20 protein-coding genes are annotated in these 20,016 nt (G+C 74.6%); 9 read left to right on the top strand and 11 right to left on the bottom strand.

The window, feature by feature from the left end; translation table 11 throughout:
- Positions 1-80: 80 nt before the first annotated feature.
- Positions 81-1,460 carry an NAD(P)-binding protein gene (locus IEW03_RS12565; RefSeq protein WP_188524036.1) on the top strand — a complete coding sequence of 460 codons (1,380 nt, stop codon included), beginning with the start codon at positions 81-83 and terminating at the stop codon, positions 1,458-1,460.
- 53 nt (positions 1,461-1,513) lie between these two features.
- Here the strand turns inward: IEW03_RS12565 and IEW03_RS12570 are convergent, their stop codons facing one another.
- Positions 1,514-2,392, bottom strand: a complete 879-nt coding sequence (locus IEW03_RS12570; protein WP_188524037.1) for an alpha/beta fold hydrolase — start codon at positions 2,390-2,392, stop codon at positions 1,514-1,516.
- Between the two features lie 270 nt (positions 2,393-2,662).
- On the opposite strand from IEW03_RS12570, the gene IEW03_RS12575 reads away from it, so the two are divergent.
- From IEW03_RS12575 to IEW03_RS12590, 4 genes are all read left to right on the top strand, one after another.
- On the top strand, positions 2,663-3,331 hold the full coding sequence (locus tag IEW03_RS12575) for a hypothetical protein (protein ID WP_188524038.1): 669 nt from the start codon (positions 2,663-2,665) through the stop codon (positions 3,329-3,331).
- A 115-nt stretch (positions 3,332-3,446) separates the two neighbouring features.
- Complete coding sequence (locus IEW03_RS12580) at positions 3,447-3,770, top strand: hypothetical protein (protein WP_188524039.1); 324 nt, start codon at positions 3,447-3,449, stop codon at positions 3,768-3,770.
- Positions 3,767-6,037 carry a hypothetical protein gene (locus IEW03_RS12585; protein ID WP_188524040.1) on the top strand — a complete coding sequence of 757 codons (2,271 nt, stop codon included), beginning with the start codon at positions 3,767-3,769 and terminating at the stop codon, positions 6,035-6,037. Before IEW03_RS12580 ends, IEW03_RS12585 begins: the two co-directional genes overlap by 4 nt.
- Positions 6,034-6,954, top strand: coding sequence for a hypothetical protein (locus IEW03_RS12590; protein ID WP_188524041.1), 921 nt, complete (start codon positions 6,034-6,036; stop codon positions 6,952-6,954). Before IEW03_RS12585 ends, IEW03_RS12590 begins: the two co-directional genes overlap by 4 nt.
- Here the strand turns inward: IEW03_RS12590 and IEW03_RS12595 are convergent.
- Together IEW03_RS12595 and IEW03_RS12600 are read right to left on the bottom strand one after the other, a co-directional pair.
- Positions 6,888-8,174: a serine hydrolase domain-containing protein gene (locus IEW03_RS12595; protein ID WP_188524042.1), complete on the bottom strand. Its 1,287-nt coding sequence runs from the start codon at positions 8,172-8,174 to the stop codon at positions 6,888-6,890. The genes IEW03_RS12590 and IEW03_RS12595 overlap by 67 nt on opposite strands.
- A gap of 121 nt (positions 8,175-8,295) precedes the next feature.
- Entirely contained in the window at positions 8,296-9,342 is a 1,047-nt protein-coding gene (locus IEW03_RS12600) for an NAD(P)-dependent alcohol dehydrogenase (RefSeq protein ID WP_188524043.1), read from the bottom strand.
- 79 nt (positions 9,343-9,421) lie between these two features.
- Between IEW03_RS12600 and IEW03_RS12605 the strand changes: the two genes are divergently transcribed.
- A complete protein-coding gene (locus IEW03_RS12605) occupies positions 9,422-10,018 on the top strand; it encodes a TetR/AcrR family transcriptional regulator (RefSeq protein ID WP_188524044.1) in 597 nt (198 codons plus the stop codon).
- On the opposite strand, the gene IEW03_RS12610 is transcribed toward IEW03_RS12605, so the two are convergent.
- On the bottom strand, positions 10,015-10,959 hold the full coding sequence (locus IEW03_RS12610; RefSeq protein WP_188524045.1) for a hypothetical protein: 945 nt from the start codon (positions 10,957-10,959) through the stop codon (positions 10,015-10,017). The genes IEW03_RS12605 and IEW03_RS12610 overlap by 4 nt on opposite strands.
- A gap of 59 nt (positions 10,960-11,018) precedes the next feature.
- Between IEW03_RS12610 and IEW03_RS12615 the strand changes: the two genes are divergently transcribed.
- Both IEW03_RS12615 and IEW03_RS12620 read left to right on the top strand, forming a co-directional pair.
- Positions 11,019-12,263: an MFS transporter gene (locus IEW03_RS12615; RefSeq protein WP_188524046.1), complete on the top strand. Its 1,245-nt coding sequence runs from the start codon at positions 11,019-11,021 to the stop codon at positions 12,261-12,263.
- A gap of 21 nt (positions 12,264-12,284) precedes the next feature.
- The gene (locus IEW03_RS12620; RefSeq protein WP_188524047.1) at positions 12,285-12,677 is read left to right on the top strand and encodes a YchJ family protein; all 393 of its coding nucleotides are present in this window, start codon (positions 12,285-12,287) and stop codon (positions 12,675-12,677) included.
- Positions 12,678-12,701: 24 nt separating this feature from the next.
- Here the strand turns inward: IEW03_RS12620 and IEW03_RS12625 are convergent, their stop codons facing one another.
- Positions 12,702-13,148, bottom strand: coding sequence for a pyridoxamine 5'-phosphate oxidase family protein (locus IEW03_RS12625; protein WP_188524048.1), 447 nt, complete (start codon positions 13,146-13,148; stop codon positions 12,702-12,704).
- Between the two features lie 28 nt (positions 13,149-13,176).
- Complete coding sequence (locus IEW03_RS12630) at positions 13,177-13,560, bottom strand: DUF6841 family protein (protein WP_188524049.1); 384 nt, start codon at positions 13,558-13,560, stop codon at positions 13,177-13,179.
- A gap of 68 nt (positions 13,561-13,628) precedes the next feature.
- Here IEW03_RS12630 and IEW03_RS12635 point away from each other — a divergent pair, with 68 nt between their 5' ends.
- The gene (locus tag IEW03_RS12635) at positions 13,629-14,816 is read left to right on the top strand and encodes an FAD-dependent oxidoreductase (RefSeq protein ID WP_188524050.1); all 1,188 of its coding nucleotides are present in this window, start codon (positions 13,629-13,631) and stop codon (positions 14,814-14,816) included.
- A gap of 36 nt (positions 14,817-14,852) precedes the next feature.
- Here IEW03_RS12635 and IEW03_RS12640 read toward each other — a convergent pair whose 3' ends face one another.
- The 5 genes from IEW03_RS12640 to IEW03_RS12660 all read right to left on the bottom strand — a co-directional run bounded on the left by IEW03_RS12640 (position 14,853) and on the right by IEW03_RS12660 (position 19,970).
- Positions 14,853-15,623, bottom strand: coding sequence for a glycerophosphodiester phosphodiesterase (locus IEW03_RS12640; RefSeq protein WP_188524051.1), 771 nt, complete (start codon positions 15,621-15,623; stop codon positions 14,853-14,855).
- A gap of 2 nt (positions 15,624-15,625) precedes the next feature.
- Entirely contained in the window at positions 15,626-16,981 is a 1,356-nt protein-coding gene (locus tag IEW03_RS12645) for an ABC transporter substrate-binding protein (RefSeq protein WP_188524052.1), read from the bottom strand.
- A 66-nt stretch (positions 16,982-17,047) separates the two neighbouring features.
- A complete protein-coding gene (locus IEW03_RS12650; protein ID WP_188524053.1) occupies positions 17,048-17,929 on the bottom strand; it encodes a carbohydrate ABC transporter permease in 882 nt (293 codons plus the stop codon).
- The gene (locus tag IEW03_RS12655; protein ID WP_188524185.1) at positions 17,926-18,900 is read right to left on the bottom strand and encodes a carbohydrate ABC transporter permease; all 975 of its coding nucleotides are present in this window, start codon (positions 18,898-18,900) and stop codon (positions 17,926-17,928) included. The genes IEW03_RS12650 and IEW03_RS12655 overlap by 4 nt, the downstream gene beginning before the upstream one ends.
- A gap of 167 nt (positions 18,901-19,067) precedes the next feature.
- A complete protein-coding gene (locus IEW03_RS12660; protein ID WP_188524054.1) occupies positions 19,068-19,970 on the bottom strand; it encodes an oxygenase MpaB family protein in 903 nt (300 codons plus the stop codon).
- Between the last annotated feature and the right edge of the window lie 46 nt (positions 19,971-20,016).

Here is a 20,016-nt window from a genome sequence, read left to right on the forward strand (position 1 = left end):
CGCCGGCCGTCCCGGCGGCGCCGGAGAGTTCACCCCGGCGGGCCGTTGACCACCCGTGCCGGGCGGCGCTCCATGGAAGGATGACCCGCTCGGTCGACACGGACTACCTCGTCGTCGGCGCGGGTGCGGCCGGGATGGCGTTCGTCGACGCGCTCGTCGACCACGACCCGACCGCGCGCGCGACGCTCGTCGACCGTCGCGCGTCGGTCGGGGGCCACTGGCTCGACAGCTACCCGTTCGTCCGCCTGCACCAGGCGTCGCAGCTCTACGGGGTGGCGTCCACGCGGCTCGGGGACGGCCGGGTCCAGGTCTCCGGTCCCGAGGAGGGCCTGCACGAGCGGGCGACGGGCACCCAGGTCTGCGACTACTTCGCGCACGTCCTGGCGGACCGCCTGCTGCCGACCGGCCGGGTCGAGCACCTCGGCGGGCACGAGTACCGGGACGGGCGGCTCGTCGACCTCGCCACCGGGCGGCAGGTCGACGTCCGGGTGCGCCGGCACGTCGTGGACGCCCGGTACCTGGCGCCGGCCGTCCCCGCGCTGTCACCGCCGCCCTTCGCGGTGGACGACGGCGCCCGGGTCGTGCCGTCCGCGCGGCTGCCCGAGCTCGCCGCTGCCGGGGGGTACGTCGTGGTCGGGTCGGGCAAGACCTCGACCGACGCGATCGTGTGGCTGCTCGCCCGGGGCGTCGCGCCGGACGCGATCTGGTGGGTGCGGGCCCGCGACCCGTGGATGTTCGACCGCGCCGTCATCCAGCCGGACCCCGCGGTCTTCCTCGACATGGCGGCCACCCTGATGGCCGCCGCCGCGGCGGCGGGCTCCGTCGACGACCTGTTCCTCCGGCTCGAGGACGCAGGGATCATGCTGCGGATCGACCCTGCGGTCACGCCGACGATGGCCCGCGCCCCCACGCTCGCCCGGTGGGAGCTCGACCTGCTCCGGTCGGTGCACCGCGTCGTGCGCCGCGGTCACCTGCGGCGGGTCGCGCCGGGGCTCCTCACGCTCGACGACGGCGACGTCACCGTGCCGCGGGGCGCCGTCGTCGTGCACTGCGCCGCCTACGGCCTGCAACGCCGGCCCGACCGCCCGGTCTGGGACGACGGGATGACGCTGCAACCCGTCCGAGCAGGCTTCCCGTGCTTCGGTGCCGCGCTCCTCGGCTACGTCGAGGCCACCCGGCACGACCGGCCGGACGGGGAGAAGAACCGCCTGTGCCGGCCGACCCCGTACTGGAGCACGCCTGCCGACTGGGCACTGCAGCAGGCCCGGGGCGCCCGCTCCGCCGCGACGTTCATGGCGGAGCCCGACGTCGCCGAGTGGGCCCACACCGTGCTGCTCAACCCCGCACGGGTGCCGCCGCACGAGGCGGCGCGGGCCGAGGTCCACGCCGCCCTCGAACGACTCAAGGAGCGCTCACCCGCGGGCGTCGCCGGGCTGGAACGGCTGGCGGGGCTGAGCTGAACTGAGCTGAGCTGGGCTGGGCTGAGGACCGTGCCGGCTGACGGACCTCGTGCTCAGCCGGCGAGGACCTCCTTCAGCCGGGCCGCGAAGGCCGCCGGGTCGTTGCCGGGGGACCACTCGTTGGCCATGAACCCGCCGTGGTCGCCCGGGAACACGGCCGGCTCGACGCCGAGCGCCGCCGCCAGCGCCTCCGCGCCACGGCGCGCCATCTCGCCCTCCCCCGCCTCCCCGTGGGCCGGGACGAGGCGCACCGACGTGGCCCGCAGGGCGTCCAGGTCCGGCTCGAAATGCGGCAGCGTGGCCATGTTCCAGCCCAGCAGGAGGTCGTCGCGCGAGCCGTCGTCCTCGGTCGGCAGCCCGAACGCGGCGGGGTCGGGCGCCGGCTGCCGCAGGTAGTCCTCGGTGAGCGGGCCCGGCTGCATGACGAGCTGGATGAACTTCGCCATCGCGGGGCCGAAGCCGTCGCGCTGGTACGTCTCGACGATGTCGGCCGCGACCTTGCGCTGCACGTCGCTGTCCTCCAGCAGCGTCCACAGCGGCGGCTCGTGCGCGACGACCGTGCCCAGCTCGTCCGGGTGGTCGACGACCCACGCGAGCACGTTGACGGCCCCACCGCTGGAGGCGAACACGTCGACCGGCCCCTCGCCGATCACGTCGCGGGCGGCCTGGACGACGCGGTGGAAGTCGTCGGCGTGGATGGGCACCGACACCTTGCCGTCCGGGGAGAGGGTGCTGCGCTCCATGCCGCGCGGGTCGTAGGTGAGCACGGTCCGGTCGCCCAGGTGCCCGACGAGCTGACCGAAGTCCGACGCCGCCATCGGCGAGGCCAGCACGAACAGGGGCCGACGGTCGCTCGGACCGTCCGGCACGTGCACGTCGTAGGTGAGGACGGCCCCGGGGGCGTCCACGGTGAAGGTCTTCTGCGTGCTCATGGGCGGCGCCTCCGTCGGCATCGGTCCGTGCTGGACATCGTGTACCTCTCCTCTGACACGGCGCGAGCGCAGAACTCATCGACGACCGGTCCGCGGCACGCGGTGCGACGCGTTCGCTCGACCGCACGCCACCACGCTGCGCTTCCGAGGCCGCCCACCGGTCGTCGTCGTCCACAGATCACCGCGGCCCCGCCCTCTGCCGACGACGGGTGGCACAGGCTCGGGGCCGGCGCCCGGCCCGGGCGCCGTGACCGACCCGAGGAGTCCGCGATGCCCGTCCGCACCACACCCGCCCGAGCGGCCGCGCCACCCGCCCGGTTCACCCCGCCCGACCTCGTCGACCTGCGCACCGCGTGGACGCGCGAGCGCGAGCTCGCCCAGCGTCCCGACACCAGGCACGACGACGGGTTCGGCGTGGCGTGCGCGGGCCGGCACGGCTGGCTGCTCGACGACGGCTACGACGCCGTCCTCGAGCCGGCGCTCGGCCCGAACGCCGGGGTGGGCGCGGGGTACTACCCGTTCGCCGCCCTCGACGGCACGGCCGCGGCCGGGCTGCTCGAGCGGCTGCCCGAGGAGTACCTCGCCACCGAGCGCCAGAACCTGGGCCCGACCATCGGGGCGGTGCTGCGGGCGGTCGTCCGGCGTCCGGACCGGCTGCGGGCGCAGGGGTACGTCGTCGGCCCGCTGCGCTGCGACGAGCGCATCACCGTCACCGGGGTGCTGCTGCGCACCGATCACGAGCTGCACCTCGACCGCCGGCACTCCGGCCCGTGCGAGTGCCACGACCTCTTCACGCTGCTCACGGGCGAGCTCGGCGTCGACGACATGCACACGCCGCCCGACGAGATCGCCCCGTGGTGGGGCCGTGTCGGGGCGGACGACGCGGCGGACGACGGCGCCGACGACGACACGCACTGGTACCGCCTGTGGTGGGACTGACGGGTGGCCGGGTCTGCCGCCTGTGGATAACTCCGGCCGCGTCCGTCCCGACCTGGCTACCGTCGTCGCCGTGCCTCGGCACAGCCCCTGACGACGACGAGCGGGACAGGACGGGATGGCTCACCTCGACCTCGACACCACGGCCCTGGCCGCTGGCGGCGCGCGCGCCCGCGCGGCGGTGTCCGCGCTGGCGGCGTCGCCCGTCGTCGGCGGGACGGACGACGCGAGCACGCTCGCCGTCGCCGGCGACCCGGTGCTCGCCGGAGCGCTCGTCGACCTGGCGGCGGCGTGGGCCGCGACCCGCACCGCCCTGACGGACGACCTCGACGCGCTGGCCGGCGCACTGAGCGCCGCGTCGGAGATCTTCGGGCAGGCGGAGCAGGTGGCCGCGGGCCGGCTCGGCGAGCTGCTCGCCCCGGCGGGCGGCGGCGGCGCATGACGCTCGACGTCGGCCCGGCCCCGTTGGCGGGGGCACCGGGCGAGCTGGCCGGGCGGGCGCACGACGCCGCGAGGGCGTCGGCGCTGCTCGCGGAGGCACGCACGAGCCTGCGCCCCGTGCACGCCGGCCTGTCGGCCCAGCGCGGCGCCGCGGTCGTGGCCGCGGCCGCACGCCTGGCCTCCGTCGACGAGCGCCTGCACACCTACGCGACCGTGCTGGACGGCGCCGCGACGACGCTCCGGCGGCACGCCACCGTGCTCGCGGAGCTGCAGGCCGGCGCCCGGCAGGCCCTGGCCGACCGCGACGCCGCGCTCGCACGCGAGCGGCACTGGCAGGCGGAGGCCGACGAGGCCCGTCGTTCCACGTGGAACACCGCCGCCCTGGGCGCCACCGCGCTCGGCTCGACCGCGCTCGGCGCGACCGCGCTCGGCTCGACCGCGCCGGGCGACGACCCGACCGGACGGCTGATGGCAGCGGAGCAGCAGCTGGCCGCGGCTCGCGCGGACGTCGTGGGGGCGGAGGCCAGGTGGCGGGCGGCCCGCGACGCCCAGTCGGCGGAGTCCCGGCGGGCGGCGGGCGCGCTCGGCACGTTCGCCGACGTGCGGGCCGTCGGGGTCGCCGCCGCGGCGGGCATGTCGGCGACACAGTACAGCGGGTCCGCCGCGCAGGGGAGGCGTACGGCGGCGCTCCTTTCCCAGGCGGTGCTGGCCGACGAGCAACTCGACCGACGTTCCGCGCGCACCGCGCTGCACGCCCTGCTGGCGGGGCAGCGCGACGACCCCGCCTTCTGGGCCACGTTCTGGGACGAGGCCACACCGCAACAGGTGTACCTCGCGCTCGGCCCGGACCCTGCCGACCCGGGCCCGGTAGACGCCGCACTCCGCGGGACTCTGACGGCCGGCGTCGCGCACTGGGCGCAGACGGCGTCGCCCGCCGAGCGACGCGAACTCGGGCACGCGGCCGTCGTCGACGTCGGCGGCGCGCACCTCGGCTTAACGCTCCGCTCCGAGCTGGCGGCAGCGCTGCTCGCCGGGGACCTGCCTGCGGAGGTCTACGCAGGGGCCGGCGACGCCCTTGAGCAGCGCTGGGCCGAGGTCGCCCAGAGCGGCGCACAGGGCCTTCCCACGGGCACGAACCAGTGGCCCCCGACTGGTGACGTCCTCACCGACGCCACCATCACTGCGCCGTTGGCCGCCGCGGTCCTCGCCGGGTACGCCCGCCACCCCCGGCTCGCCCTTGACCGCCTCGCGCCCGCCGACGGCACCGGAGCCGCCGCTCGCCGCTGGTTGGGCTGGGTGCCGCGCGACGGTTGGCCCGACGGCGGCCGGGCCGTGACCAGTGCGCTCGCCACCGCGGTCGGGGCCGGCACTGCGTCGGACAACAGAAGCGAGCAGACTCGTGCCGCTCTGCTGATCGCGCACGCGACCAAGGAGATGCCGCGCGGGCTGCTGTCGGGCCCCACCCTCTCCGACGCGGCGAGCGGGCGCATCGCCGAGGTATACGAGCCATACCTGTCGAGCGTGGGAGACGCTGCGTGGACGCAGACCATCGACCCCTGCGACGACACAAGTCTCAAGTCCGCGCTGGACGCTCCGCCAGCCCCTGGCGTCGACACCGGTGCCGATGCCAGCACGCGAGCACCTGTGGTCCAGCCCGAGCTGGACGCGTTCGCCCTGCGCGACGTCATCGCCGCGACGTCCCGGACCACGGGGGCCGCGGAGGCCTGGCTCGGCGCGACCGACCGGCACACGGCCGGCATGGTCGACCTCGCGACGTCCGGCGCTTATGACTCCGACGCCGAGCAGCGGAACACGCTCGTCGAGTCGACCCTGGCCGACGTCGGCGCCGTCACCGGGTCGATGCAGGCCGAGAGGCTCGACGAGGCGTACGACACGGTGGCGACGCGCGAGACCTTGGTCTCCCTGACGGGCATCGGGATGGGCGTCGGGACGATCGGGAGGAAGGTCGCGACGAGCTCCACGGCGGCTGCGGCGAGCACCGGCCTCGGGTTCCTCGACATGAGTGCCCCCGTCGCCGAAGCGCTGACCGAGGTGAGCTCGGTGAAGGAGCAGACCTACTTCAGGTATGCGACGACGATGCACGACCTCGTGGTGGCCCACGACCTCGACGTCGGTGTCCCGCTCGACCAGGCGCGGAAGGGCGCCGAGGCCATCGACCCCCTGGACGAGGACAAGCACGCCAGAGGCTCGTTCATCCCGCCCTTCACCACGATGTCCGAGACATCCCACGACAAGGAGTGCGGATGAGTTCCGTCCTGAAGCGCGTCTTCGCCAATCCGCGCGTCACACCGGGCGTGATCGTCGTGCTGGTGATCGCCACGGTGCTGATCGCGCCGCGCGTCGCCGATGCGGTATCGGACGCCCGGGAACGACGAGCGATCGAACTCGCCCGGCACTGGACCCCGAAGCCTTGGGCGCTCACCGCCGCCGACTTCGCCGACCATGACACCGAAGAGCTCGCCGTCGATCCCGGGTGGATGACCGACCAGCGGGGCCCGGGATGGAACGTGGATCCCTTCTCGCCGGACGGCATCGCTCCGCTCTTCTACGACCGGGTCCAGCTCGGCACCACGTACGACGACGACTGGGAGTTGGAGATGGACGCCACCGAGGCGGTCTCGGGCGTGAGGGTCGACGAGGTCGACGTGTACACGTACGTCAGCGCCCCTTGGGGACGGTCCTACTCGGATCCGGAGGGAGCCTTCGACGTCTGGGACCTGCAGGAGAACGCGGCCCGCATCGGTCAGAACCTCGTCGGGTGGAAGAGCGAGCGGCCGGAGCCCCACAAGGTCCTGTCCGCCGGCTATATCGGCGACCGCGTCGGCGCCCGGGGACTCAGCCACTCCTTCGACAAACCGTTCGACGGCGGCGACACCGGCTACTTCGGCGTCACGACCCACCAGCGCGGCGGGGACGGGTCCCAGTTCCGGACCACGACGATCGCCACGGTCGTGGAGGGCTCGCTCGCGGTGGTCGGCGTCGTGGTGCCGGACGGTGTGGAACCCTCCGCGGACCTGGAGCCGGCGCTCCTGCTGGAGCGCCTCTCCGCGGAGGTGCGGGCCGACCCGCCGTCCCACACCGTCCCGTCGGACTCACCTCAGCAGGTGGCCTCCAGCATCGGCACCAGCGCGGTGTTGATGTCGGGCCCCTCGGCTCCGGCGTAGTCGCGGCCGGTGAGACCGACGGTGAGCTGCCGCTCGGCGTCGGGCGAGGCGAGCGTCATGCTCAGCGTGCCGAAGGCGGCGCCGTCGTGCCCGTACAGGTACTCGCCGGGCTCGCACGGGTCGGGGATCCGGTACAGGCCGAGCCCGTACTCGGGGAACACGGGGTCACCGGTGGTGCGGGGCGTGCCCATGTCGGCGACGGTCTCCGGGTCGAGCAGGTCGCCCGTGAGCAGGGCCTCGGTGAACTTCTGCAGGTCGCCCGTGGTGCTCGTCACGGCGCCCGCGGCGTCGAACAGGCTGGGGTCGAAGCCGGTCAGCGAGTACCAGCCGGAGCCGAGGTCGCCCGTGTGCGCCGCGCCCTGCAGGAACGGCCCGTGCTCGCCCGGGTCGTCGGGGAGGTCGGTGCGCCACATCCCGGCGGGCAGGAACACGCGGTGCTCCAGCAGCGTGTCGAGGTCGCGGCCGGTGGCCTCCTCGAGCGCCATCCCGAGCACGACGTACCCGGCGTTGGAGTACGAGAAGTCGGTCCCCGGCTCGAACGCCCACTCGGACGCGCCCATCGCGGCCACGTGGTCGTCCGTCGTGTACTCCTCGCCGAGGACGTCGAAGAACTCGTCGAAGTCGTTCGGGTCGGCCATCCGGCTCGCGATCATGGGCACGACGTGGTCGGGCAGCCCGGACCGGTGGCTGAGCAGCTGCTCGAGGGTGACCCGGTCCTCGTACTCGTCCGGGACGACGTCCGCGATGCGGGGCAGCACGTCGACGACGGGGGTGTCCAGCGTCCACGTGCCGCGCTCGACCTCCTGCAGCACCAGGGTCGCGACCATCGGCTTGGTGATGCTCGCGACACGGAACCGGTCGTACGGGCGCGCCGGTGCCCGCCGGTCGAGCTCGCGCCGGCCGTCCGCGCCGTGCCACCGCAGCTCCGGCGTCTCGACGGTCCCCGTCACCCCGACGGGGACGCCGTCGGCCGTGGCGGCGAGTGCCGCGTCGAGCGCGTCCCCCCGAGCGCCCTGTCCGGTCGACGACAGGGCGCGCGGCGACGCCTGCTCGGCCACGGTCCGGGCCGCGTCGGCGACGGCGCGCGCGATCGACCGCGGCGCGTCGGTCGCCGCGGGGGGCGTGGGCGGCTCGGGGTCGGCCTGAGCGGTGCCGGCCGCGGCCGCACCGAGCGGCAGCGCCAGGGCGACGGTCGTGGCCAGGGTCAGGGGTGCGCGCATGCGACGACGCATGGTGTCTCCTTCTGGTCGGGTGGCCTCACCCTCGCAGGCGGCCGCACCCCTCGGGCGGATCCACCCTCCGACGGAGATCCGCCGCGACCGGCCTCCCCCTTCTCACGGATCACGGCCGGCGATCGAGGTCGGCGAGGTCGAGCACGAGGCGGTAGCGGACGTCGCCACGCTCGAGCCGACGGAGCGCCTCGTCGACCGCGGCCGAGGGCAGCACCTCGACATCCGCGACGACGCCGTGGGTCGCGCAGAACTCCAGCAGCTCGGCGGTCGCGGGGCGTCCGCCGCTGCCCGCCGACATGAGCCGCTTGCGCCCCACAAGGAGGTCCATGACCTGCAGGTCGACGGCTCCGAGGTGGCCGAGCAGGGACAGGGTGCCGTCCAGCCTCAGGAGGCCGAGATACGGGGCGAGGTCGTGCGGGACGGCGACGGTGTCGATCACGACGTCGAAGCGGCCCCGCGCCGTGGCCATCTGCGTCTCGTCGGTCGACAGCACGGTCGAGTGCGCGCCGAGGCGCCCGGCGTCCGCTGCCTTGTCCGGGGTGCGGCTGACGACCGTCGTCTCGGCGCCGAGCGCTACCGCGAGCCGGACGGCCAGGTGCCCCAGCCCACCGAGGCCGGCGACGGCCACCCGCGAACCGGGGCCGACGCCGAGAGCACGCAGGGGCTCCCACACGGTGACTCCTGCACACAGCAGCGGTGCCGCCGCGGCGGGGTCGAGCCCGTCGGGCAACGGGTACACGAAGCCCTCCCGCACGACGTGCTCGCGCGAGTACCCGCCCAGGGTGACGGTGCCGTCGACGCGGTCGGTGCCTCCGTACGTGAGCGTCGGGAACGTGGCGCAGAAGTTCTCCTGGCCGCGGAGACACATGTCGCAGGCGCCGCAGGAGTCGACGATGTTGCCGACGGCGACGGCGTCGCCCGGGACGAACCTGGTGACCTCGGGGCCGACCTCGCTCACGACGCCCGTGAACTCGTGCCCGGGGACCAGCGGGCCGGCACCCTCCGCGGGGTGGGAGTGGATCGCGTGCAGGTCGCTGTGGCACACCCCGCAGTAGTCGACGCGCACCGCGACGTCGTCCGCGCGCAGGTCGCGTCGCTCGAGCGGTGCCCGCCGCAGCGTGCCCCCGTCGAGCTGCCATCCGGTGGTCGTACGCATGATCACTCCTCAAACAGACTGTTCGGTCTATTGACCATAGCATCGAATAGACCGAACGGTCTGTCGTTACGATGGGCGCATGCACGAGACGCCGTCGACCGCCCGCGGGGCCGCGACCAAGCAGCGCATCGTCGAGGTCGCGACACAGGAGTTCGCCGACCACGGCATCGCCGGCGCGCGCATCGAACGGATCGTCACCGGCGCGCGCACGAACAAGGCCCAGCTCTACGGCTACTTCGGCAGCAAGGACGGCCTGTTCGACGCGATCTTCAGGGGTTCGCTCGAGCGGATCATGAACACTGCCCCGATCGACGGCGGCGACCTCGCCGACTGGGCAGTGCGCCTGTACGACGAGTACCTCCGCCGTCCGGACCTGATCCGGCTGGCGACGTGGGCACGGCTGGAACGCCGGCCCACCGGGCATCTCGTGGCGGACGCCGACCGGATGGACGACGCCAAGCTCCGGGCCATCGCCGAGGCCCAGGCCGCGGGACTCGTCCGGGCCGGCGACCCGTTCGACATCATGGCGATGACGATCGCGATGTCGATGGCGTGGTCGCCGGTGAGCAACGTCTACGCCGCGAGCTCCGAGGAGCCGGAGGCCGCGCACGAGCAGCGCCGCGCCCTGCTCCGGGACTCCGTCCGGCGCGCGGTGCGCCCCGAGGCCGCCGGCTAACCCCGCCCGGGTTCGAGCTCGGCCAGGCGCGCGGCGGCCTCGTCGCGACGACGGTCGGCGTCGCCGACGGTCCGCTCGGCGCGCTCCCGGCGCAGCGCCGCTCCCCGCAGCTCCGCCTCGACGGCCTCCGCCTCGTCGTCCAGGGCCTCGAGACGTCGCCGGACGGCGTCCCGCTCGGCGTCCAGCCGGGCGGCTGCCGCCTCGATCCGCACGACGTCGTCCGCGGCCGCCCCGCGCTCCCGCTCCGCCGACGCGAGGTCGTCGGCGGCGTCGGCGGCGTCGCGGCGCGCCTGCTCGCGCGCGGCCTCGGCGGCCTCGCGCTCGGCCTCCGCGGTCCGGCCCCGCGCCTCCCCCTCGCCGCCGGAGGGGCCCGGGGCGTCGGGCACGGCGTGCAGGTGCCGGCGTCGGCCGTCCGGCTGCGGCTCGATGCCGAGCTCGCGCGGTGCGGCGACGGCGGACGCGACGTCCGCCGGGTCCACCCCCGTCGCCTCGAGCGCGCCGACCAGCAGCCCCGCGCGCACCGCCCAGCCCGCGCCGTCGTCGATCATCGCGGCGGTGAGGGTGGACTCGACCTGCGTCGCGACGGCGTCGGACACGGTGGTGCCCTCCTCGGCCGCGAGCGCCCTCGCCCGGGTGGTGACGGCGGCGGTGAGCTGCCGTCGCTGCCGCGTCAGCTCGCGGAGCTGGGCCGCGTCGAGGCCGTCCTGGGCGGCGCGCATGGCCGCACCGAGGTCCACCACCTGCTGGACCTGGTCGGGGTCGGTGCGCACCAGGTGGTTGACGACCCACGCCGCGGTCGACGGCCGGCGCAGCGCCCGCACCTGCCGCGCGAGCTCGGGCTCGTCGGACCGCAGGGCGGCGACCCGCGCGTCGCGCGCCGGGACGAACCCGCCCGGGGCCAGCGCGTAGAGCTCGGCGGCGACCTCCAGCAGCGTGGGCACCTTCCGAGAGTAATGGGCGGCCGGTGCCCGGCGCGGCGCCTAAGATCGTTTCGATCACCATGACAGACACCCCGCCGCAGAGCCGGCCCCCCGTCGCGTCCGCAGGCTCACCGCCGGTCGACGAACGACGCGCCACGATCATCCTCGTCGCGATGGCGCTGTCGACGTTCCTGTTCGTCACCGTCGAGTCGCTGCCGTCCGGCCTGCTGACGCTGATGGCGCCCGACCTGGGGCGCTCGACGTCGCAGATCGGCCTCCTGGTCACCGGCTACGCGCTGGTCGTGCTGCTCACGTCGATCCCGCTCGCGCACTGGACGCGGCGGATCGCGCGCCGCTGGGTGCTGTCCGGCTGCGCCGGGCTCGCGGCCGTCTCGACGCTGTGGGCGGCGCTCGCGCCGACCTACGAGCAGCTGTTCGCGGCACGGCTCGTCACCGCGGGCGCCCAGGCGCTGTTCTGGGTGGCGGTCATGCCCGCCACCATGGGCCTGTTCCGGCCGATCGTGCGGGGCAAGGCGATGGCGCGGCTGGCGCTCGGCAACTCGCTGGCCCCGGTGCTCGGCGTGCCCGCCGGGACCTGGCTCGGGGAGCAGACGACGTGGCGCTGGACGTTCGTCGCCGTCTCGGCGCTGTCGCTGGTGGTGGCGCTCGTCGTCCTCGCCCTCTTCCCCACCATCCCCGCGTCCGAGGGCGGCGCGAGCCGCGCCCCGCACCCCAGCGCGCGCCGGTTCGGCTTCCAGATGGTCACGACCGGGCTCGTGCTGAGCGGCGCGTTCGGCATCATCACGTTCATCACGCAGTACCTCATCGAGGTCGCGGGCTACACCCAGGGCGACATCCCGAAGATGCTGCTCCTGCAGGGCGCGGCGGGCGTGGTCGGCGCGCTCGTCGTGAGCCGGTTCATCGACTCCCGGCCCGTCGGCGTGCTGATCGCGGCCCTGGGCCTGCTCGTCGTGACCCTGGTCGCGATGTGGGCGCTCGGGGAGAACCCGTTCGCGGCGGCGGCGACCCTGGCCGTGTTCGGGTTCGCGTTCTCCACCGTGCCGCCCGCGCTGTCGCACCGCGTGATGCTCGTGGCCCCGCGCTCGACGAACATGGGCGTCGCCGTGTCGTCGTCGATGTTCAACGTGGGCATCGCCGCCGGGTCCGGGCTGGGCGCGGCGCTGGTCGCGGTCGTCGGCATCCGCGCCGTGCCGCTGGCCAGCGCCGCCGTCATGCTGCTGGCGCTGCTCGTCGCCCTCGCGGAGGAGCGGTTCAGCCCGCCGCTGCCCGGGACGTCGGCGGCCGCCGACGCGACGGCGGGCTGACGCCGCACGGAGAATGGGCGGGTGGACGACACCGACCGCTGCCCCTGTCTCTCCGGCGACACGTACGGCGCGTGCTGCGGCCCTCTGCACCGTGACGAGCGCCGTGCCGCCACCGCGGAGGCGCTGATGCGCTCGCGGTACAGCGCGTACGCCCTGCGCGACGTCCCGTACCTGCGCAGCACGTGGCACCCGAGCACCCGGCCGCCGGAGCTGGACCTCGACCCCGACCAGGAGTGGCGGCGGCTCGAAATCCTCGCCACGCGCGCGGGCGGGCCGTTCGACGACGACGGCGAGGTCGAGTTCGTCGCCCGCTACCGCTGGGCGACGACGGGCGACCGCGGGCGGCTGCACGAGATCAGCAGGTTCGTGCGCGAGCGTGGCCGGTGGCTGTACGTGGACGGCGACGTCGCGTAGCCGGGCGGCCTCCTGCGGCGGGCGTCAGACCATGCCGTAGGAGCGGGTGACGCGGAACTCGTAGATGAGGCGACGTTCCTCGGCCATGATCCGCAGGAAGTCGGCCTCGTCGTGCGGGGCGCCCTCCCAGAACAGGGTGCCCGCCGGCGGGTCCATGTGCGCCTGCATGGCGGTGAAGAGCTGCCGGTTCAGCTCGGGGGCGTCCGGGCCGTCCAGGATCGTCACCTCGGTCTCGAGGGTGAGGTAGCTGAACGGGTCGTCGGGCGCGGCGCCGAACACGAAGAGGGTCGCCCGAGGGTCCCGTCGCAGGTGTGCGGTGCGGACCCGGTCCGGACGGCCCGAGCTCCAGATCCGCCCGTCGACCAGCCCGAGGCCGCAGCGCACCGCGTGCGGCGTCCCGTCGGGGCGCAGGGTGATCATCGCCGCGGCACGATGGTCGCTCAGGTAGCGGCGGATGGCGTCGTCGTCCATGCCCCCACCGTAGAGAGGGGCGACGACATCACCCGACGAGCGGCGTGAGCACCGCGATGCGCCAGCCGTCACCGGAGTCGACGAGCTGGTAGACGAAGCTCTCGTCCGGCTCGCCCGTACGGTCGGCGTCGCCGCCGCGCCCGTGGTGCCAGGCGACCTCCGCCCAGATGCTGTGGCCGGTGGCGGCGACCACGCGCACGTCGGCCGTCGTGGTGGTGACGCCGTCGTACTGGCCCATCGCGGAGGCGAAGAACTGCTCGGTCTGCGCACGGTCGGAGACGGCGACGGACTGGCCGGGGAACAGGATCAGCGCCGGGACCGCGTAGAGGTCGGCGACCGCCGACGCGTCGCGGTCCAGGAGCGCGCGGGAGTAACGGTCGAAGAAGTCCCGAGCGATGACGTCGGTGTCCATGGGGGCGACGCTAGCCCTCCGCACCGACAGCCCGGGTCCTGCGCAGGCCTGGGCGCTAACCTGACGCGGTGTCACACACCCACGGCGCGCGGAGCGCGGCCAGCAGGGACGGCGGCCGTGCCGTCGTGATCGGGGGCGGGATCGGCGGGCTGGCGTCCGCGGTGGCGCTCGCGCGGCGCGGGTGGGACGTGACCGTCCTGGAGCGGGCGCCTTCGCTGGAACCCGTCGGCGCCGGGATCGCCGTCGCGCCGAACGCCGTCCGCGCGCTGGCGGCGCTGGGCGTCGGGGAGAGCCTGCGGGACCTGTCGGCGCTGCAGGGCGAGTACGGCCTGCGCCGCCCCGACGGCCGCTGGCTGCTGCGCGCCCACGCCGACGAGGCGGGGTCGCTCTTCGGCGACCGCACCCTCGTGCTCCACCGCGCCCACCTGGTCGGGCTGCTCGCGGACGCCCTGCCGCCCGGGGCGTTGCGCACCGGCATGGAGGGCGTCGTCACCGACCCCGGGTCGGCCGACCGCCCGGCACGGGTGACCACGAGCGACGGAGACGTCGAGGCCGACCTCGTGGTCGCCGCCGACGGGATCGACTCCGCGACCCGCACCCGCTGGTGGCCGGACGCCCCGGCGCCGGTGCCGGGCGGCTCGACGGCGTGGCGCTTCGTCGCCCCGCCGCTGCCCGGCGCCGTCGGGTCCGAGTTCTGGGGGCGCGGGGTCGCCCTCGGCGTGATGCCCCTGGCCGACGGCCGCGTGTACTGCTACGTCTCCGTGGCCGAGGCCGCCGGGATCCCGCGCGACCTGGACGAGCTGCGCGCCCGCGTCGCGGGCTGGCCCACGCCCGTCCCCGCGCTGTTCGCGGCCGTCGACCCGCAGGCCGTGCTGCGGCACGAGCTGAGGCGCCTGCCCCGCCCGCCCGCGTCGCTCGCGGCCGGGCGGGTGGCGCTGGTCGGCGACGCCGCGCACGCGATGCTGCCGAACCTCGGGCAGGGCGGCTGCCAGGCGCTCGAGGACGGCGTGGTGCTCGGCGCCCGGGTGCGTCCCGGCGACGGCGTGCCCGCCGCGCTGGAGCGGTGGTCGGGCGAGCGCCGGCCGCGCGTCGAGAAGGTCATGCGGCTGTCCGCGCGCATCGCCGCCCCGACCCTGTGGACGTCGGCCGTCGCGACCGGCGTCCGCGACGCCGGCATGCGCCTCGCCGGGCGCTGGGGCGGGTCGCTCGGCACGCGTGCGCTGCGGCCGGTCATGGCCTGGCGCCCGCCGTCCTGACGGGCCGCCGCCTCGCGTGCCGGGCGACCTGCCCGGTCAGCGCCCCGCGAGCCAGCCGACCAGCCGGTCGGGCCGGTCGGTGATGATGCCGTCGACGCCGAGCGCGACGGCCCGTGCCCAGTGCTCCGGCTCGTCCAGCGTCCAGACCGACGTGGCCAGCCCGGCGTCGTGCAGCCGCGCCACCAGGGCGGGGTCGTCGAGCAGCGCCGTGCCCCGCGGGTTGCACGTGACGACCCCGAGGTCGGCGCACCGGGCGAGCAGGTCGTCGTCCGGGCCCATGACCAGCAGTCCGCGCCGCAGCTCGGGGTCGGCGTCACGGAGGGCCTCGACCGTCTCCGGCCAGAAGCTCTGCGCCACGGTGCGGTCGTACAGCCCGGCGGCGCGCAACGGCCCGGTGAGCTTGCGGACGTCGTCCGCCGACCACGCGCCCTTGACCTCGAGCAGCAGGTCGAGGCCCGGCCGGGTGGCCAGCAGCTCGATCACCTCGGCGAACGTGGGCACCTGCTGCCGCGAGAACGCGGGCGAGAACCACGACCCGGCGTCGAGCAGCCGCACCTCGCGCAGCTCCAGGTCGGAGACCTTGCCGCTGCCCGACGTCGTCGCGTCGACGGTGTCGTCGTGGATGACCACGACCTCGCCGTCGGCCGTGAGCTGGACGTCGATCTCGATGCTGTCCGCGTCCGCGCGCCACGCCGCCTCGAACGCGGCGAGCGTGTTCTGCGGTGCGACGGAGCTGTTGCCGCGGTGCGCGATCACCTGCGGGCTGCGGGGCTGCAGGGGTGCTGTTGCGTTGTCCACGGGACCCATCCTCACAGGTACGGCTCGACGTTCTCGGAGTACGCCGTCTCGATGCGCGGCGTGATCGACTCGAACGCCGCCTTCGGGTCGGTGCCCTCGATGACGATCTGCTCGAGCGCCTCGTTCAGCAGCGCGTCGGCGCCCGGCACGAAGACGCGCACGTCGTCCTGCACCCGGGCCTTGTCGGCGAGCTGGTCGACGGCGGTGCGGAACTGCGGCGTCTCGGCGTACGTCCGCTGCATCGCGTCGCTCTCGACGGCCGACGTGCGCACCGGCATGTACCCGGTGGCCTGCGAGAACTCGGCCGTGTTCTCGGTGTTCGTGAGGAACTCGAGGAACATCGCGGCCGCGAGCTGCTCCTCGGGCGTCTTGGACGACGGGATGGCGAGCCCGGTGCCGCCGGTCGGCGTGCCGCCGCCCTGCGGGCCGTCCGGCAGGTAGGCCGTGCCGACCTCGAACGACGCCGCGTCGAGCGCACCCTTGAGGGATCCCGTCGAGCCGATGGTCGAGGCGATGACGCCGGACGAGAAGTCGGCCATGTTGTCGTCGGCGGAGAGGGTCGCGACACCCGACGTGTGGAACAGGTCGTGCACGAACTCGCCGCCCGCGAGCGCCTCGGGGGTGTCGAGCGTGAGGTCGAAGCCGTCCGAGTAGGCGCCGCCGGTGCCCCAGATCATGTTCTCGAACCACCAGGCACCCCACGACGGGCCGGTGGACAGGCCGAACGTCGAGCCGTCCTTCGGCGTCTCCTTCTTCAGCGACCGGTCCCACTTCTCGAGCTCGGCCCAGGTCTTCGGGCCGCGGTCCGGCAGGCCCGCCGCCTTCCACAGGTCCTTGTTGTAGTAGAAGAGCGGCGTGCTGCGGGCGTACGGCACGGCCCAGTGCTGGTCGTCGTACTCGTAGTCGGCGTACAGCGCGGGCTGGAAGTCCGCCGCGTCGGCGTCCAGGTGCTCCATGACGTCGTCGACCGGCATGATCTGGTCGTTGAGGTGGTACCGGAACCACCAGACGTCGGACGCGATGACGAGGTCGGGCAGCTCGTCGGTCTGCGACGCGGCCTGGAAGCGCTGCGCGACCTCGTCGTAGTCGGCGCCGGCGGTCACGAGGTCGACGCTGATGCCGGTCTCGGCCTCGAACTCCTCGATGTACTGCTTCTCGAGGTCCTGCGACTGGCCCGGGTGGTTGCTCCACCAGGTGATCTCGGTGGCGGGCTCGACCTGCGACCAGTCGACGGCCTCGGCGTCGGCGCTCGCGTCGTCCGACGTGGCGCCGACGCTCGGGCCGGCGCACGCGGTGAGGCCGAGGGCGGCGACGGCGGCGAGCGCGGCGGCCGCGGTGCGCGCGCGGCGGGCAGGGGTGTGGGACACGGGGTGCTCCTTGCTGGGTGGTCCGGGAGGACGGGGGGTCGGGGGTGGGGTGCTCGGGCGGCGGGGTCAGCCGGTGACGGCGCCCGCGGTGAGTCCGGCGACGAGCCGGCGCTGCAGGACCAGGAAGACGAGCAGGATGGGCAGCGTCACGACGACCGTGGCGGCGAGCAGCACGCCCCAGTTCGTCATGCCGTCGGTGTTCTGCAGCAGCGTGAGGCCGACGGGGAGGGTCATCTTGGTGGGGTCGTCGACCACGAGGAAGGGCCACAGGTAGTCGTTCCACTCCGTCACGACGGACACCAGCGCGACGGCGGCGAGCGTCGGCGTGCTCATCGGGACGACGAACCGCCACAGCTTGCGCCAGTGCCCCGCGCCGTCCAGCTCGGCGGCCTCGAGGATCGACGCCGGCAGCGTGAGGAAGTGCTGGCGGAACAGGAAGGTGCCGAACGCGCTGGCCAGCCCCGGCACGAGGATCCCCTGGTAGGTGTTGAGCCAGCCGAGGCCCGCCACCAGCGTGTAGTTGGGGATGATCGTGATCTGCGGCGGGATCATCAGCGTGGCGATGACCAGCCCGAAGGCGACCTTCTTGAACGGGAAGTCGAGGAAGACCAGCGCGTACGCGCAGCACAGGCCGAGCGCGACCTTGAGGCCGGCGCCGGCGACCGTGAGGCCGACGCTGTTGGCCAGCAGCTGCCCGAGCGGGACCGCCGACGCCGCCTGCGCGTAGTTGTCGAGGCTCGGCGCGCCGGGCAGCCACTGCAGCGGCAGCCGGTACAGCTCCTCCGGCGTCTTGAGGCTGGCGAGGAACATCCACAGCAGCGGGAGGCCGAGGACCACCGTCGCGAGCGTCATCGTGAGGTACCCGCCGAACCTGCCGCCGGCTCCTGCCGGGCGCCGACGGGCGGGGCGGCCGGGGATGGTGGGGCGGCCGAGCGTGGCGGCGGTCATGCGTAGTGCACCTTCCGCTGGACGAACCGCATCTGCACGGCGGTGACCGCCAGCAGCACGAGGAACAGGACGGTGGCGACGGCGGACGCGTACCCGGCGCGGCCGTTCACGAAGCTCTCCTCGTAGATCGAGTACATGAGCGTCGTGGTGGAGCCCAGGGGCCCGCCGGAGGTCATCGCCTTGATGATGTCGAACGACTGCAGCGAGCTGAGCAGCATCGTCACCAGGAGGAAGAACGTGGTGGGCGTCAGCAGCGGCAGCACGACCGCCCGCAGGGTGCGGGACGAGGAGGCGCCGTCGAGCGCGGCCGCGTCCTTGAGGTCCTGCGGTATCGCCTGCAGGCCGGCCAGGTAGATGAGGGCGACGTACCCGAGGTTCTTCCACAGGTACACGACGGTGACCATGACCAACGGCCACGGGCGGTCCGTGTACCACTGGGGCGAGGCGACCCCGAGCCAGCCCAGCAGCTCCTGGATCAGCCCGTACCGCGGGTCGAACATGAACAGCCAGAGGATGCCGACGGCGAAGCCCGACAGGACGTACGGCGCGAACGCGACCGTGCGGGCGACGCCGCGGCCTCGCAGCCTCCGGTTCAGGAGCAGCGCGAGGCCCAGGCCGAGCGCCATCGCGCCACCGACGGTCGCGACGGTGAACACGACGGTGGTCGTGACGATCCGGCCCGTGGTGGGGGCGGTGAACCACTCGACGTAGTTGCCGAGCCCGACGAAGCGGGCGGCCGGCGAGCCGAGGTTCCACTGCAGCGTCGACAGGTACAGGCTCTGCAGCAGCGGCCAGTACACGAACACGAGCAGCAGGGCGACGTTCGGTCCGGCCAGCAGCAGCGCCCACAGGAGCGCCCTGCGCCGGCGGCGGGCGCCGAGACGGCTGCGGTGCGGGTGCTTCTCCGGGGGGCGCGGGGCGGTGGCGCCGGTCGGTGGGGCGCCGGATGCCTCCGGCGCCCGGGGCGTCATGACGGTGGTCACAGCGGTGACTCTAGGAAGCGGTCCGCCCGGTTTGTCCGGCTCGGGGGCGAGGCCCGGCGAGCGTTCCGGGAACGTTCACGCGGCAGCACCCTGGTGGTCATCCGCGCCCCCGGCGGGCCATGCGGACGTCACCCCGACGGCGCCGCCAGGGTCGGTCAGCGTCCCGCGGGTCGTCCTGCCTGCGCGTCGCGCAGCCGCACGTCGGCGGTGCCCATCCCCCACCGGACGGCGCGGACGGCGGCGGCGCCCGCGGGGCCGCCGAGGGTCCGGCGGAACCACGTGTCGACACCGAGCAGGTCGCGCGCCCAGGCCGGCAGGGTGTGGACGGCGCCCGCGGCGAGCAGCCCGTACGGTGCCCGGACCGGTCGGGGCAGGGGCGGCTCGCTCAGCAGGAAGTGCGCCGTGTCGAGCGCGGCGGGCGAGGCCTCCAGCTCGGGGCGGTAGCTCTCGAGGACCTCGGCCAGCTCCGCCGTCGTCTCGGGGACGACGACGGCGCCGAGCGCCCGGGCGACGCGGGCGACCTGCGCGACGTACTCGTCGGCCTCCGCCGGGCTCAGCGCCGGGCGCTCGCCGAAGCGCCGGTGCGCGGCGAGGAAGGAGTCCGCCTCGGCGGCGTGCACCCAGCTCAGCAGGTGCGGGTCGCTCGCGCGGTACGGGCGGCCGTCGGGGGCCTTGCCGCGCACGCGCTCGTGCACCGCGCGGACGCGGTCCACCATCTCCTGCGCGTCGTCGCCCGTGGCGAAGGTCGTGGTGGCGATGAAGGTCGACGTGCGCGCGAGCCGGCCCCACGGGTCGCCGCGGTACCCGGAGTGCCCGGCCACCCCCGCCATCGCCAGCGGGTGCAGCGACTGCAGCAGCAGCGCCCGCAGCCCGCCCACGAACATCGACGCGTCGCCGTGCACCCGCCCGATGGGGCTGTCGGGCGCGAACCAGCGCGGCCCGGGGGTCAGGTGGATGCGATCACGGTGCGCGTACCCGTCCGGGCCCGCGACCTTGAGGAACAGCGCGTCACCGACCCGGAGCCGCACCCGCTCCACGGGGTTCGTCACCGTCGTCATCCCGCCAGTATCGCCCTGGCCGGGCGCCACGTCTTGACACCTCCCC

The sequence above is a fragment of the Isoptericola cucumis genome (assembly GCF_014635665.1).
Classification (GTDB): Bacteria; Actinomycetota; Actinomycetes; order Actinomycetales; family Cellulomonadaceae; genus Isoptericola; species Isoptericola cucumis.